The following is a 13,703-nucleotide window of genomic DNA, read 5'->3' as shown; positions in this document are numbered from 1 at the left end:
ATGCCCCGCATCCGCCTGCTCGCCGCCCTCGCCGCCGCCCTGCTCGCGGCGCTCGCCTGGTACTTCGCCGCGCGCCCGGTCGCGGTCGCCGAACGCTGGGTGGGCGGCCTCGCCAGCGCCTCGTTCGCGCCGTTTCGCGACGGCCAGAGCCCGCTCACGCGCCACTACCCCGACCCCGCGCAGATCGAGGACGACCTCGTGCGGCTCAAGGGCGTGTTCCGCGGCATCCGCACCTACACCGCGCGCGAAGGCATGGACGTGGTGCCCGCACTCGCCGAGCGCCACGGCTTCGCGCTGACCCACAGCGCCTGGCTCGGGCGCGATCCGGCGATCAACGCCGCCGAACTGCAGGCGCTGATCAACGCGGCGAACCGCTACCCGCAGGCGATCGAGCGGGTGATCGTCGGCAACGAGGTGCTGCTGCGCCGCGACCTGCCGGTCGAGACGCTGATCGCGGCGCTCGACCAGGTGCGCGCGGCGGTGCGCCAGCCGGTGTCCTACGCCGACGTCTGGGCCTTCTGGCTGAAGAACCCGCAGCTCGCCGAGCACGTGGACTTCATCACCATCCACATCCTGCCGTACTGGGAGGACGAGCCCGCGGCGGTCGCCGACGCCGAGACGCACACGCTGGAGATCCTCGCGCGCATTCGCGCGGCGTTTCCCGGCAAGCCGATCCTGATCGGCGAGATCGGCTGGCCGAGCGAGGGCCGCAACCGCGGGCCGGCGACCGCCAGCCTGCCGGAGGCGGCGCGCTTCGTGCGCGCGCTGCCGGGCCTGGCCGCCGCGCACGGCTTCGACTACAACGTCGTCGAAGCCTACGACCAGCCGTGGAAGGCCCAGCTCGAAGGCACCGTGGGCGCGCGCTGGGGGCTGTTCGATATCGACCGCGTGCAGAAATTCACCGCCGCCGGCCCGGTCGAGCCCTTCGCGCACGCCCGCGCACGGGCGCTGGGCGCGCTGGCGCTGGGGCTCGTGCTGGCGCTGCTGGTGCTGCCGGCGGCGCGCAGCGCCGCCGCGGCGGTGGTGGCGGCGATCGCCTGCCAGGTGCTCGCCGCCGGTGCCGTGGAAGCGGCCTACGGCGCCTGGCGACTCGTCGTCGCCCCGACCTCGCTGACCTGGGGGGCGCAGAAACTCCTGTTCCTCGGCGCCGACCTCGGCTGGCTCGCGCCCGACACCGTCGGCCGCGCCTACCGCGCGCTCGCCGACAGCGCCGCGCCGCTCGCCCGCGGCTGGGCCTGGGTGCGCGGGTTCGGCGTGCTGCTCGCCGTCGCGCTCAGCGTCGCCTGCCTGCGCGACGCCCTCGCCGGCCGCGCCAGCGGGCGCTACGACGGCCATGCCCGCGTCGGCTACGCGCTCTGCTGCGCCGGCGCGCTCGGCTTCAGTGCGCTGTTCGCCTATGCCGGGCGCTACCTGGACATCGCCACGCCCGACCTGCTGCCGGCGCTGCTCGGCGCGCTCGCGCTCGCCGCGGTGCGCCGCAGCGCGCAGGGGCGGCCGTGGCGCGAGGCGCTGGCGCTCGACCCGCTGCGCCGGCGCCCGGCGTGCTGGCTGCCGTGGCTGCTGCTGCTCGCCGCCGTCGCCGTGCTCGCCGGCGAAGGCTGGGCGCTCGCCCACGGCGAGGACTTCGTCCAGGCCCACCCGGGCCTCGGCGAGCGCCTGCCGCTGCTCGCGGCCTACCTCGTCGCCAACCGCGAGCTGCTCGGCTGGGTGGCGACGCTGCTCGCGCTGGCGCTGCCGCTGTGGGCCGAGCGGCGCCCGGTGCACCCGGCATGACGCCGCCGGCGGCGGACCGGCCGGCCCGCTGGGTCGGGGCCGGCCTCGCCCTGCTCGCCGCCGGCTGCGGCCTGCTCGCCCTCGCCTTCGGCCAGGACGCGAGCTGGGATCTGCGCAACTACCACTACTACAACGGTTACGCGCTGCCCGCCGGGCGCTTCGGCCACGACCTGCTGGTGGCGCAGCTGCCGAGCTTCTTCAACCCGGCGCTCGACGTGGCCTACTACGCGCTGACCGAGGTGCTGCCGGGGCGCGGCGTGGCCTTCGTGCTCGGCTGCGTGCAGGGCCTGAACGCGGTGCCGCTGTTCGTGATCGCGCGCGCGCTGCTCGCCGCCGAACTGCCGCGGCGCGACGCGCTCGCGCTGGCACTCGCCGCGGCCGGCCTCGGCGGTGCGATCGCGCTGTCCGAACTCGGCACCACCTTCCACGACAACGTCATCTCGCTCGGCATCCTCGGCGCGCTGGCGCTGCTCGCGGCGGGCTGGGGCGATCTCGCCGCCGGGCCGCGCGGCCTCGTGCGCACGCTCGCCGCCGGCGGGCTGCTGGGGCTCGCCTTCGCGCTCAAGCAGACGCAGGTGCTGTTCGTGCTGGGCGCGGGCCTCGCGCTGCTGCTGACGGTGCCGGCGCGCCCGGGGCGGCGCCTGCTGCTCGGCCTCGCCGGCACCACCGGGGTGCTCGCCGGCGCCGCCGCCGGCGGCGGCTGGTGGCTGCTGAGGCTCTGGCACGCCTACGGCAACCCGCTGTTCCCGTTCTACAATCACGTGTTCCGCTCACCCTGGGCGCTGGCGCAGAGCTACCGCGATCCGGGCTTCCTGCCGGGCGAGCCGGGCCTCTTCGAAGCGCTGGGCTTTCCGCTGCGCTTCACGCTGGACCCGCGCCTCGCCGCCGAGGCGACGTTCACCGACCACCGCCTGCTCGCGCTCTACCTGCTGCTGCCGCTCGCCTTCGGCGTCTTCGCCTGGCGGCGGCGCCCGACGCCGCCGGTGCGGGTCCGGCCGCTGGTCTGGCTCGCGCTGGCGCTGGCGATCGCCTATGCGCTGTGGCTCGCGCTGTTCCGCATCTACCGCTACCTGCTGCCGCTGGAGATGCTGGCACCGACCCTGCTGGTGGCCGCGCTCGGCCTGCTGCTCGGTCGCGGCCGCGCCTGGGCGCTGGCGAGCACCGCGCTGCTCGCCGCGCTGCTCGCGACCACGCGCCCGCCGGACTGGCTGCGCGAACCCTTCGCCGCGCACGCGATCGAGGTGCGGCTGCCGGCGCCGCTGCCGCTCGGTACCGGCGCCGTGGTGCTGCTCGCCGGGCACGAGCCGCTGTCCTTCCTGCTGCCGGCGCTGCCGCGCGACTGGCGCTTCCTGCGCATCGACTCGACCTTCACCCACCCCGGCGAGGACGCCGTCGCCTTCAACCCGCTGATGCGCCGCCTGGTGGCGGCGCAGCGCGGGCCGCTCGGCGCGCTGTTCATCGAGACCGAGCGCCACGAGATGCTGAAGAAGCTCGCCGAGTACGGGCTCGCGCTCGACGCCGCGGGCTGCCGCCCGCTGACGGCCAACATCGGTGCCGGCGCCTACGCCCTGTGCCCCGTGCACCGCCCCGACGATCCCGCCACGGAGACCGGTCGATGACCGCCCCCCTGTTCCCGCACCACCGTGTCGCCGTGCTGGTGCCGTGCTTCAACGAGGCCGTCGCGATCGGCACCGTGGTACGTGACTTCCAGGCCGCGCTGCCCGGCGCCACCGTCTATGTCTACGACAACAACTCCACCGACGACACCGTGGCGGTGGCCCGCGCGGCCGGCGCCGTGGTGCGTCACGTGCACCGGCAGGGCAAGGGCAACGTGGTGCGGCGCATGTTCGCCGACGTCGAGGCCGACGTGTACGTGCTGGTCGACGGCGATGCCACCTACCACGCGCCCAGCGCGCCGGGGATGGTCGCGCGGCTGCTGGCCGAGGAGCTCGACATGCTCGTCGGCTGCCGCGAGAGCGTCGAGCAGGCCGCCTACCGTCGCGGCCACCGCTTCGGCAACCGCCTGCTGACCGGCTGCGTGGCAGGCATCTTCGGGCGCGTGTTCACCGACATCCTGTCCGGCTACCGGGTGTTCTCGCGCCGCTACGTGAAGAGCTTCCCGGCGCTCGCCGAGGGCTTCGAAACCGAGACCGAGCTGACCGTGCACGCGCTCGAGCTGCGCATGCCGATCGCCGAGGTGCTCACGCCGTACCTGGCCCGCCCGGAGGGCTCGGTGAGCAAGCTCAGCACCTGGCGCGACGGCTGGCGCATCCTGCGCACCATCCTCAAGCTCGCCAAGACCGAGCGCCCGCTCGGCTTCTTCGGGCTCGCCGGCGCGGCGCTCGCGCTGCTCGCGGTGCTGCTCGCCGTGCCGCTGGTGATCACCTGGCTGGAAACCGGCCTGGTGCCGCGCTTCCCCACCGCGATCCTCGCCACCGGCATGATGATCGTCGCCTTCCTCAGCGCCGCCTGCGGCGTCATCCTCGACACCGTCACCCGCGGGCGCCAGGAGATGAAGCGCCTGGCCTACCTGGCGATCCCCGCCACCCGCGAGCCGGCGCCATGACGCTCGGCCGGCAGATGCTGCGCTTCGCGGTCGGCGGCGTGTTCGGGCTCGTCGTCGACATCGCGGTGCTGCAACTGGCGCTGTGGCTCGGCACGGGTTTCTACGCCGGGCGCGCGGTGTCCTTCCTGGCCGCGGCGAGCGCCACCTGGGCGTTCAACCGCCGCTATACCTTCCGCGTCGCCAGCGGGCGCCCGCTGCTGCACGAGTGGGCGCACTACGTGACGCTGATGCTGGCCGGCGGCGCGGTCAACTACGCGGTATCGGCGCTGTGCTACGCGTACCTGGAGCTGGTGCGCGCGTGGCCGGCCCTGGCCGTGGCGGCGGGCTCGCTCGCCGGCATGGTGATCAACTTCGCCAGTTCCAAATGGCTGGTGTTCCGCCCCTCGCACCCCACCTAGGCCGCCGGCGCGGCGCGCGCTCATCTATCTTCACCCCGACGCGCCGTGCGCGTCCGGACCGCTTGCCCCAGGAGCCTGCCGACGTGAGCTTCAACCTTCCCCTGCTGTCCCGCATGAGCATCGGCTTCAAGCTCGCGATGACGCCGCTGCTGTCCACGCTGGTGCTGGTGGGCATCCTCGGCTACACGCTGTTCGCGGTGCGCGCGCAGGAGTCCGACGCGCTGCTGGTCGACCTCGCCGGGCGCCAGCGCATGCTGAACCAGCGTCAGATGAAGGAGATCCTGCTGCTCGCGCAGGGCCAGCAGGCCGACTACCGACCGACCCGCAAGGCGCTCGAAGACACCCTCGCCGCCCTCGCCGACGGCGGCGAGGCGGTGATCGACCTGGCCAGCGGACGCACCGTGCAGATCCCGCCGGCACCCACCGACGAGCTGCGCGCCAAGCTGTCGCAGAATGCGCAGCTCATCGCCGACTTCAACCGCACGGCCGACGCCTTCCTGGCGCTGCCGCCGGGCGACCCGCAGCGCAGCGCGCGGCTGCGCGAGATGCTCGAACGCGGCCAGCAGGTGCACACCGTCGCCAACGACGCGGTGACCCTGTTCACCGCGTACTCGGCGCGCAAGCTCGACGGCATGCTCAAGGTCGGCTTCGGCATCACGCTCATCATCGCGCTGGTCGGCGCGAGCTTCGCGGTGATGGTGCGGGCGAGCATCCTGCGCCCGCTGTCCCGCGCCCTGCAGGTGCTGGAGGGGATCGCCGGCGGCGACCTCACCACGCGCCTGCGCGTGCAGACGCACGACGAACTCGGGCGCATGGCGGTGGCACTCGACCGCATGATCGACGACGTGCACCGCGCGGTGGCCGCCGACCACGTCGACTGGGACCGCGTCGCCGCGCAGCGCCAGGAGCTCGACCGCATCCGCCAGATGATCGAAAGCTCGCCGCGCGGCATGCTGTTCGCGGATACCGGGGGGCGGCTGCGCTACGTCAACCCGAGCGCACGGCGGCTGCTGGCGCAGGCCGGCCCGGCGCTGGGCGTGGCGGCCGACGCCCTCGAAGGCGCCGATGCCGCGCTGCTCGGGGTCGACCGCGCGGCGATGGAGGCCTCCTTCGCCGCCGGCAAGATCGGCCACGGCCAGCTCGTGCACCTCGGCGGCGAGGCGCTGCGCATGTTCTGCGTGGACGTCCGCGCCGACGGCACGCGCCTCGGCACCGCCTACTACTTCGACATCATCACCGAGCAGCTGCGCAACGAGACGCTGGCGCGCGAGGCCGCCGAGCGCGAGCAGGCACAGGCGCGGGTGCTGCGCGAGCAGGTGGAGGCGCTGCTCAAGGTGGTGCGCGCCGCGGCCTCCGGCGACCTCACCCACGAGGCGCGCGTCGACGGCGAAGGGGCGATGGCGGCGATGGCCGAGGGCCTGCAGCGCCTGCTCGGCGACCTGCGCATGAGCATCCGCGAGATCGCCGCCACCGCGCAGACGCTCGCCGCCGCCGCCGCGCAGACCCAGGACACCAGCCGCCAGATGGGCAGCAACGCCCAGGCCACCTCGGTCGACGCGCAGCACGTCGCGCAGGCGGCGGCGACGGCCAGCGCGCGCATCGAGACCGCCGCCGCCGCCGTCGAGCAGATGAGCGCCAGCGTGCGCGAGATCGCCCGCAACACCGCGCAGGCCTCGACCATCGCGCGCAGCGCGGTGCAGATCGCCGAGTCCACCAACGCCACGGTGCGCGGGCTCGGCACCAGCAGCGCCGAGATCGGCGACGTGGTCAAGGTGATCAACTCGATCGCCGAGCAGACCAACCTGCTGGCGCTCAACGCCACCATCGAGGCGGCGCGCGCCGGCGAGGCCGGCAAGGGCTTCGCCGTGGTGGCCAACGAGGTCAAGGAGCTCGCCAAGGAGACCGCGCGCGCCACCGACGACATCAGCGCGCGCATCCAGGGCATCCAGAGCGACAGCCAGCGGGCCGTGGAGGCGATCGGGCGCATCGACGCGATCATCAACCAAGTCAACGACATCCAGGCCACGGTCGCCGCCGCGGTGGAACAGCAGACCGCGGTGACCGCCGAGATCACCCACAACGTCGCCGGCGCCGCCCAGAACAGCCAGGAGATCGCGCAGGGCATCGGCGGCGTGGCCGCGCGCGCGCAGTCGACCTCGGAGGCGGTGCGCGAACTGAGCGCCGCGGCCGACGGGCTGGCCCAGCTCGCGGCGACGCTCGAGAACCTGGTGCACCGCTTCCGCTGCTAGGCGGGGCTCACGCCGGCGGGTGGAAGCGCGCGGCGACGAGCTCGCGCGCGTAGCGCAGCTCCTGCATCGTCGCCGCGACCGCGAGGCGCGCCTCGCGCACCAGGAGCAGGCTGCCATAGAACAGCGCACCGGCGCCGCACAGGCCGCCGAGCGCGACCACCCCGCCGTGGCTCCACGCGAACAGCGTCACCAGGCCGACGCCGATGCTGGTGGCCACCAGCAGGCCGATGGCGAGGTAGAACGCGGTCATCGCCGCCCGCAGCAGGCCGACGCGCCGGCCGAACAGGTCGAGCTGGCTCTCGATCAGCGCGGCGCGGCCGGCACCGACCTCGCCCGGCGGCGTCTGCTCGGCCTCGCGCACCAGCCCGCGCACGCGGTCGACCACCCGGTTCAGGCGGTTCGACGTCGACAGCACCAGGGTGCCGGCGGCCGAGATCAGCACCGCCGGCGTGATCATCGCGCCGAGCACGCTCCCCGCCGCCGTGACCCCGTCCACCGCCGCCCCCGTCAGCCGCGCTCGAACAGCGCGATCGACTCCACGTGCGCCGTGTGCGGGAACATGTCCATGACCCCGGCGGCGAGCAGGCGGAAGCCGTAGGTGTGCACCAGTTCGCCGGCGTCGCGCGCCAGCGTGGCCGGGTGGCACGACACGTAGACGACGCGCCGGGCACCGAGCGCAGCGACGTGCGGCATCATCTCCAGCGCCCCGGAGCGCGGCGGGTCGAGCAGGATGCGGTCGTACTCGCCGCGCCGCCACGCCTGGCCGAGGATGTCGGCGGTCAGGTCGGCGACGTGGAACTCGGCGTTGCCGATGCCGTTGCGCACGGCGTTGCCGCGCGCCCAGTCGACCAGGCTCGCCTCGCCCTCGACGCCGACCACCCGCCCGGCGCGCCGGGCCAGCGCGAGGGTGAAGTTGCCGAGCCCGCAGAACAGATCGAGCACCGCGTGGGCGGGCCCGACGTCGAGCAGCTCGATGGCGCGCGCCACCATGCTGCGGTTGATCGCGCCGTTGACCTGGGTGAAGTGGAAGGGCCGAAAGGCGAGTTCGAGCCCGAAGTCGGGCAGGCGGTAGCTGAGCGCCTCGGTGTCCGGCCACAGCGCCACGGTCGACTCCGGGCCGCCCGGCTGCAGCAGCACCTGCACCGCGTGCGCCTGCGCGAAGGCCACCAGGCGCTCGCGATCGGCGTCGCTCGGCGGGTCCATCACGCGAAAGCACAGCGCCACGGCGTCATCGCCCACCGCCACCTCGATCTGCGGCACGCGGGCCCGGATGCTCAGGCTGCCGACCAGCTCGGAGAGCGCGAGCAGCAGGCCGCCGACACGCGGGTGCAGCACCTCGCAGCGCGTGAGCTCGGCGAGGTAGGGCGAATGCTTCTCGCGGAAGCCGACCAGCACCCGCCCCTTCTTCGCCACGTCCTTGACGCCCAGGCGTGCCTTCTGCCGGTAGCCCCAGTGCGGGCCGGTCAGCGGCGCGAGCACCTCGGCCGGCGCGACCTTGCCGATGCGCGCCAGGTTGTCCAGCAGCTGCGCCTGCTTGAAGGCGATCTGCCGCTCTGCGGCAAGGTGCTGCAGGCTGCAGCCGCCGCACAGGCCGAAGTGCGCGCAACGCGGCTCGACGCGGTCGGGCGAGGCGTCGAGCACGGCGGTGACGACGCCCTCGTCGAGGCTCGAACGGCGCGCGGTGTAACGGAACTCGACCTGCTCACCGGGCAGCGCGCCCTCGATGAACACGGCCTTGCCGTCGCAGCGGGCGACGCCGCGGCCGTCGTGCGCGAGGTCGTCGATACGGGCGCTGAACACGCCTTCGGGGACTCGGGGCTTCTTGTGCGGGCGCGCCATGGTGGTGTCGGGCGGCGGCCGGGGTGGCCGCGTGGGCGATGGGGTGCGCTAGGGTACGGCGCGGGCCCGAAAACTCAAGTCCGCCGCGGGCCTAGTTGATGCGCGGCGCGCTCGCGTTGAGCAGGGCGTCGATGCGGCCGAGGATCGCCACCAGTTCCTCGGCCTCCACCTGGCACTCGGCGAAGGTCATCTCGGCCAGCGGCGCGATGCCGCTCGCGTGCGGCAGTTCGGCGCCGGAGCCGAGCAACTCGCCGAGCCGCGGCACGAACACCCACTGCAGCCACTGGTGGAATTCGAGCGTGTCGTGGCAGAACGGCAGCCGGCTCGCGAGCCGCTCCGCCGCGGGCGGCTCGTCCTCCCAGAGCGCCAGGCGTCGCAATTCGGCCTCGAGTTCGAACAGGGCGGACATCAGGGCGGCATGATCGGGCGTCATCGCAGCAGTTACCGGAAGGTTGCGGACCGATGACGGCAAGCGTAGACCAGTGCGCCGGCATGGCGGTGGGCGGCAGCGCCGCGACCGCCCCGGCGCACGCCGCCCGATGCCCACCGGACGTGCCCGCCGCCCGCGCCTGATAGACTCGCACCACCATGCTCGCACTCAAGAACCTGACCCTGCGCCGCGGCACGCGCGCGCTGTTCGAGAACGTCACGCTGACGATCTTCCCCGGCCAGAAGATCGGCCTGACCGGTGCCAACGGCAGCGGCAAGTCGTCGCTGTTCGCGCTGCTGCGCGGCGAGCTGCACGCCGACGCCGGCGACCTGGAGCTGCCGGCGAAGTGGGTGGTGGCGCACGTCGCCCAGGAAACGCCGGCCGTCGCGCGCGCCGCGCTCGACTACGCGCTCGACGGCGACGTCGAGCTGCGCGAGGTCGAGGCGGCGCTGGCGGCGGCCGAGGCCGCGCACGACGGCCTGCGCCTCGCCGAACTGCACGCCCGCTTCGAGGCCATCGGCGGCTGGACCGCGCGCGCGCGCGCCGCGCAGCTGCTGGCCGGGCTCGGCTTCACCACCGCGCAGCTCGACCGCCCGGTGGCGGAGTTCTCGGGCGGCTGGCGCATGCGCCTCAACCTCGCGCGCGCGCTGATGTGCCGCTCCGACCTGCTGCTGCTCGACGAGCCCACCAACCACCTCGACCTCGACGCCGTGATCTGGCTCGAAGGCTGGCTCGCCGGCTACCCCGGCACGCTGCTGCTGGTCTCGCACGACCGCGACTTCCTCGACAACGTCGTCGGCGCCATCGCCCACATCGAACAGCAGGGCATCACGCTCTACAGCGGCAACTACGAAGCCTTCGAGCGCCAGCGCGCCGAGCGCCTGGCGCAGCAGCAGGCCGCGCACGAGAAGCAGCAGCGCGAGATCGCCCACCTCGAGAGCTACATCGCGCGCTTCCGCGCCAAGGCGACCAAGGCGCGCCAGGCGCAGAGCCGCATCAAGGCGCTCGGACGCATGGAGCTGATCGCCGCCGCGCACGTCGACTCGCCGTTCGGCTTCGCCTTCCGCGCGCCGGCGAGCCTGCCGCACCCGCTGCTGAGCCTCGACGGCTGCGCCGTCGGCTACGGCGCCACGCCGCTGCTCGAACGCCTGACGCTCGACATCCAGCCGGGCACGCGGCTCGGCCTGCTCGGCCCCAACGGCGCCGGCAAATCGACGCTGATCAAGCTGCTCGCCGGGCAGCTCGCCCCGCTCGCCGGGCAGCGCCGCGAAGGCCAGGGGCTCGCCATCGGCTACTTCGCGCAGCACCAGATGGAAGCCCTGCGCCCCGAGCGCAGCGCGGTGCAGCACATCCAGGCGCTGTCGCCCAGCGTGTCGGAGCAGGACATCCGCGACTTCCTCGGCGGCTTCGACTTCCGTGGCGACCGCGCGCTGGAGCCGGTCGCCCCCTTCTCCGGTGGCGAGAAGGCGCGCCTCGCGCTCGCCATCCTGGTCTGGCAGCGCCCCAACCTGCTGCTGCTCGACGAGCCCACCAACCACCTCGACCTCGAGATGCGCCACGCGCTGACGCTGGCACTGCAGGACTTCGAGGGGGCGCTGATCGTGGTCTCGCACGACCGCCACCTGCTGCGCACCTGCACCGACGCCTTCCTGATCGTCGGCGAAGGCCGCGCGAGGCCGTTCGACGGCGACCTCGACGACTACCGCGACTGGCTCGCCGAGCGCGCCCGCGCCGCCGCGCGCCGCGACGACGCCGAACGCGCGCCGGCCGAGCACTCCGCCGCCGTGCGCAAGGAGCAGAAGCGCCTGGAGGCCGAGGCGCGCAACCGCCTGGCCGCACGCCGGCGTCCGCTGGAGCGCGAGCTGGCGACGATCGAGCGCGCGCTCGACACACTGAACGCCGCCCGCACGCGCATCGAGACGGCGCTCGCCGACCCCGCCGCCTACGCCGAAGCCAACAAGGCCGCGCTCAAGGCGCTGCTCGCCGAGCAGGCCGAGGTGGCGAAAGGGCTGGCGACGCAGGAGGAGCGCTGGCTGGAACTGCAGGAGGAACTGGAACGCCTCAGCGAGTGACGGGGACGGCGGCGGCCGGCGGCCCGAGCAGCGCGCCGAGCGCCGTCGCCGCGGCCTCACTGGCATCGCGGCGCAGCTCGGCGTGCAGGCGCGCGAACTCGGCGCACACCGCCTGCGCCCGCGCGGGCTCGGTGAGCCAGGCGTCGAGCGCGGCGCACAGCGCCGCGGGGGTGGCGGCGTCCTGGATGAACTCGGGCACCAGGTCGCGCCCGGCGAGCAGGTTCGGCAGCGCGAAGCGGTCGATCTTCATCAGCCGCCGGGCGATCGCGTAGGTCAGCGGGGCGATGCGGTAGGCCATCACCAGCGGCCGCCCCACCAGCATCGCTTCGAGCGTGGCGGTGCCCGAGGCCACCAGCGCGAGGTCGGCGGCGGCGAGCACCTCGCGCGCGCGGCCGTCGACGAGGCGGACCAGGGACTGTGCCTGCGCCGCGCGCAACTGCGCTTCGAGTTGCGCGCGCAAGGCCGGAGTCGCACACGGCAGCAGCACCTGCAGACCCGGGTGGCGTTCGGCGAGCCCCTGCGCCGCCGCGATGAAGTCGGGACCGAGGCGGCCGACCTCGCCGTGCCGGCTGCCGGGCAGCACCGCGAGCACCGGTCCGGCGGCGGTGACTGCCAGCGCCGCCCGCGCGGCGGCGCGGTCGCTGACGAGCGGGATCTCGTCGGCGAGCGGGTGGCCGACGCAGGCCACCGGCACCGCGTGATCGCGGTAGAAGCGCTCCTCGAACGGGAACAGCGCCAGCATCAGGTCGACGCTGCGCGCGATCCCCCGCACCCGCCCCTGCCGCCAGGCCCACACCGAGGGGCTCACGTAGTGGGCGGTGCGCACGCCGCCGGCGCGCAGCCGGCGGGCGAGCGGCAGGTTGAAGTCGGGCGCGTCGATGCCGATGAAGACGTCGGGCGGATCGGCGCGCCAGCGCGCGAGCAGCGCGCGGCGGATGCGCAGCAGCTCGGGCAGGTGGCGGAGCACCTCGACCAGCCCCATCACCGACAGCCGTTCCAGCGGAAACAGCCCGCTGCAGCCGGCGGCGAGCATGCCGGGGCCGGCGATGCCCTCGAACACGGCCTGCGGGTAACGCCGGCGCAGCGCCCGGATCAGGCCGGCGCCGAGCAGATCGCCGGACAGTTCGCCGGCGACGAGGGCGATGCGCATCGCGCCCCCGGCCTAGCGGACGATGCCGCGGGTCGAGCTTTCGACGAAGTCGGCGAACACGCTGACGCGGGGCCAGTCCTGCGCGATCGTGCGCAGTTCGGCGATCGCGTCTTCCAGTTTCAGCCCGGCCCGGTACACGGCGCGGTAGGCGCGCTTGATCGCGACGATCTCCTCGGCGGAAAACCCGCGACGGCGCAGCCCCTCGGCATTGATGCCGTGCGGCTCGGCGCGGTAGCCGGCCACCGTGACGTAGGGCGGCACGTCGCGCTGCACGCCGGTGGAGAAGCCGCAGAAGGCGTGCTCGCCGATGCGGCAGAACTGGTGCACCAGCGTGAAGCCGCCGAGGATGACGTCGTCGCCGATGTGCACGTGCCCGGCCAGCGAGGCGTTGTTGGCGAACACGGTGCGGCTGCCGATGACGCAGTCGTGGGCGACGTGCACGTAGGCCATGATCCAGTTGTCGTCGCCGAGCCGGGTGACGCTCTGGTCCTGCACCGTGCCGCGGTTGATGGTGACGTACTCGCGGATGGTGTTGCGGTCACCGATCTCGAGCCGCGTCGGCTCGCCCGCGTACTTCTTGTCCTGCGGGTCGTCGCCGACCGAGGCGAACTGGAAGATGCGGTTGTCGCGCCCGATCCGGGTCGGGCCCTTGATCACCACATGCGGCCCGATCACCGTCCCTTCGTCGATCTCGACATCGGGGCCGATGATGCTGTACGCGCCGACGCGCACCGAAGGTGCCAGCCGGGCGGCGGGATCGACGATCGCACGCGCATCGATCACAGGCCGTGCTCCCGTTTGGTGGACATCAACTCGGCCGAGCACACGACCTTGCCGTCGACCAGCGCCTCGGCGCCGAACATCCAGATGCCGCGCTTGGTCCGCAGCAGCTTCACTTCGAGCAGCAGCTGATCCCCCGGCCCCACCGGCTGCTTGAAGCGCGCACGGTCGATGCCGACGAAGTAGTAGGTGGAGCCTTCCTCGGGCATCTCGCCCGAGGACAGGAAGGCGAGGATGCCGGTGGCCTGGGCGAGCGCCTCGAGGATCATCACGCCCGGCATCACCGGCCGCTGCGGGAAATGCCCGAGGAAGAACGGCTCGTTGAAGGTGACGTTCTTCAGGCCCGTGAGCGACACCCCGGGCTCGCAGGCAAGCACGCGGTCGATCAGCAGGAAGGGATAGCGGTGCGGCAGGTACTTCAGCACCTGCGAGATGTCCATCGCTTC

The 13,703-nt window shown here is 73.6% G+C and carries 12 protein-coding genes; 6 read left to right on the top strand and 6 right to left on the bottom strand.

Annotated elements, in window-relative coordinates:
• From EV699_RS00570 to EV699_RS00550, 5 genes are all read left to right on the top strand, one after another.
• On the top strand, positions 1-1,773 hold the full coding sequence (locus tag EV699_RS00570; protein WP_132538001.1) for a glycoside hydrolase family 17 protein: 1,773 nt from the start codon (positions 1-3) through the stop codon (positions 1,771-1,773).
• Positions 1,770-3,392: a hypothetical protein gene (locus EV699_RS00565; protein WP_132538000.1), complete on the top strand. Its 1,623-nt coding sequence runs from the start codon at positions 1,770-1,772 to the stop codon at positions 3,390-3,392. Before EV699_RS00570 ends, EV699_RS00565 begins: the two co-directional genes overlap by 4 nt.
• Entirely contained in the window at positions 3,389-4,339 is a 951-nt protein-coding gene (locus tag EV699_RS00560) for a glycosyltransferase family 2 protein (protein WP_132537999.1), read from the top strand. Before EV699_RS00565 ends, EV699_RS00560 begins: the two co-directional genes overlap by 4 nt.
• Positions 4,336-4,737, top strand: a complete 402-nt coding sequence (locus EV699_RS00555) for a GtrA family protein (protein WP_132537998.1) — start codon at positions 4,336-4,338, stop codon at positions 4,735-4,737. Before EV699_RS00560 ends, EV699_RS00555 begins: the two co-directional genes overlap by 4 nt.
• Positions 4,738-4,820: 83 nt before the next feature.
• The gene (locus tag EV699_RS00550; RefSeq protein ID WP_165903971.1) at positions 4,821-6,986 is read left to right on the top strand and encodes a methyl-accepting chemotaxis protein; all 2,166 of its coding nucleotides are present in this window, start codon (positions 4,821-4,823) and stop codon (positions 6,984-6,986) included.
• A 7-nt stretch (positions 6,987-6,993) separates the two neighbouring features.
• On the opposite strand, the gene EV699_RS00545 is transcribed toward EV699_RS00550, so the two are convergent.
• The 3 genes from EV699_RS00545 to EV699_RS00535 all read right to left on the bottom strand — a co-directional run bounded on the left by EV699_RS00545 (position 6,994) and on the right by EV699_RS00535 (position 9,258).
• Entirely contained in the window at positions 6,994-7,482 is a 489-nt protein-coding gene (locus tag EV699_RS00545; RefSeq protein ID WP_132537996.1) for a DUF2721 domain-containing protein, read from the bottom strand.
• Positions 7,483-7,493: 11 nt separating this feature from the next.
• On the bottom strand, positions 7,494-8,825 hold the full coding sequence (rlmD, locus tag EV699_RS00540; RefSeq protein ID WP_132537995.1) for a 23S rRNA (uracil(1939)-C(5))-methyltransferase RlmD: 1,332 nt from the start codon (positions 8,823-8,825) through the stop codon (positions 7,494-7,496).
• A gap of 91 nt (positions 8,826-8,916) precedes the next feature.
• A complete protein-coding gene (locus tag EV699_RS00535) occupies positions 8,917-9,258 on the bottom strand; it encodes a YqcC family protein (protein WP_132537994.1) in 342 nt (113 codons plus the stop codon).
• 155 nt (positions 9,259-9,413) lie between these two features.
• Between EV699_RS00535 and EV699_RS00530 the strand changes: the two genes are divergently transcribed.
• Positions 9,414-11,327 (top strand): ATP-binding cassette domain-containing protein, encoded by a 1,914-nt coding sequence (locus EV699_RS00530; protein WP_132537993.1) that lies wholly within the window; start codon positions 9,414-9,416, stop codon positions 11,325-11,327.
• On the opposite strand, the gene lpxB is transcribed toward EV699_RS00530, so the two are convergent.
• From lpxB to fabZ, 3 genes are read right to left on the bottom strand one after another with little or no spacing between them, the layout of a single operon-like run.
• Entirely contained in the window at positions 11,317-12,477 is a 1,161-nt protein-coding gene (gene lpxB / locus EV699_RS00525; protein WP_132537992.1) for a lipid-A-disaccharide synthase, read from the bottom strand. The genes EV699_RS00530 and lpxB overlap by 11 nt on opposite strands.
• A 12-nt stretch (positions 12,478-12,489) precedes the next feature.
• Positions 12,490-13,260: an acyl-ACP--UDP-N-acetylglucosamine O-acyltransferase gene (lpxA, locus tag EV699_RS00520; RefSeq protein WP_132537991.1), complete on the bottom strand. Its 771-nt coding sequence runs from the start codon at positions 13,258-13,260 to the stop codon at positions 12,490-12,492.
• Positions 13,257-13,697 (bottom strand): 3-hydroxyacyl-ACP dehydratase FabZ, encoded by a 441-nt coding sequence (gene fabZ / locus EV699_RS00515; protein ID WP_165903981.1) that lies wholly within the window; start codon positions 13,695-13,697, stop codon positions 13,257-13,259. The genes lpxA and fabZ overlap by 4 nt, the downstream gene beginning before the upstream one ends.
• Positions 13,698-13,703 lie beyond the last annotated feature (6 nt).

Source organism: Plasticicumulans lactativorans, assembly GCF_004341245.1.
GTDB classification, from domain to species: domain Bacteria; phylum Pseudomonadota; class Gammaproteobacteria; order Competibacterales; family Competibacteraceae; genus Plasticicumulans_A; species Plasticicumulans_A lactativorans.
The sequence above is the reverse complement of the archived record's forward strand: the minus strand, read 5'-3'. Positions and strand labels throughout refer to the sequence as shown.

Coding starts and splice junctions, on each gene's coding strand:
- EV699_RS00570 (WP_132538001.1), top strand. CDS start 1: ATGCCCCGCATCCGCCTGCTCGCCGCCCTCGCCGCCGCCCTGCTCGCG.
- EV699_RS00565 (WP_132538000.1), top strand. CDS start 1,770: ATGACGCCGCCGGCGGCGGACCGGCCGGCCCGCTGGGTCGGGGCCGGC.
- EV699_RS00560 (WP_132537999.1), top strand. CDS start 3,389: ATGACCGCCCCCCTGTTCCCGCACCACCGTGTCGCCGTGCTGGTGCCG.
- EV699_RS00555 (WP_132537998.1), top strand. CDS start 4,336: ATGACGCTCGGCCGGCAGATGCTGCGCTTCGCGGTCGGCGGCGTGTTC.
- rlmD (WP_132537995.1), bottom strand. CDS start 8,825: ATGGCGCGCCCGCACAAGAAGCCCCGAGTCCCCGAAGGCGTGTTCAGC.
- EV699_RS00535 (WP_132537994.1), bottom strand. CDS start 9,258: ATGACGCCCGATCATGCCGCCCTGATGTCCGCCCTGTTCGAACTCGAG.
- EV699_RS00530 (WP_132537993.1), top strand. CDS start 9,414: ATGCTCGCACTCAAGAACCTGACCCTGCGCCGCGGCACGCGCGCGCTG.
- lpxB (WP_132537992.1), bottom strand. CDS start 12,477: ATGCGCATCGCCCTCGTCGCCGGCGAACTGTCCGGCGATCTGCTCGGC.
- fabZ (WP_165903981.1), bottom strand. CDS start 13,697: ATGGACATCTCGCAGGTGCTGAAGTACCTGCCGCACCGCTATCCCTTC.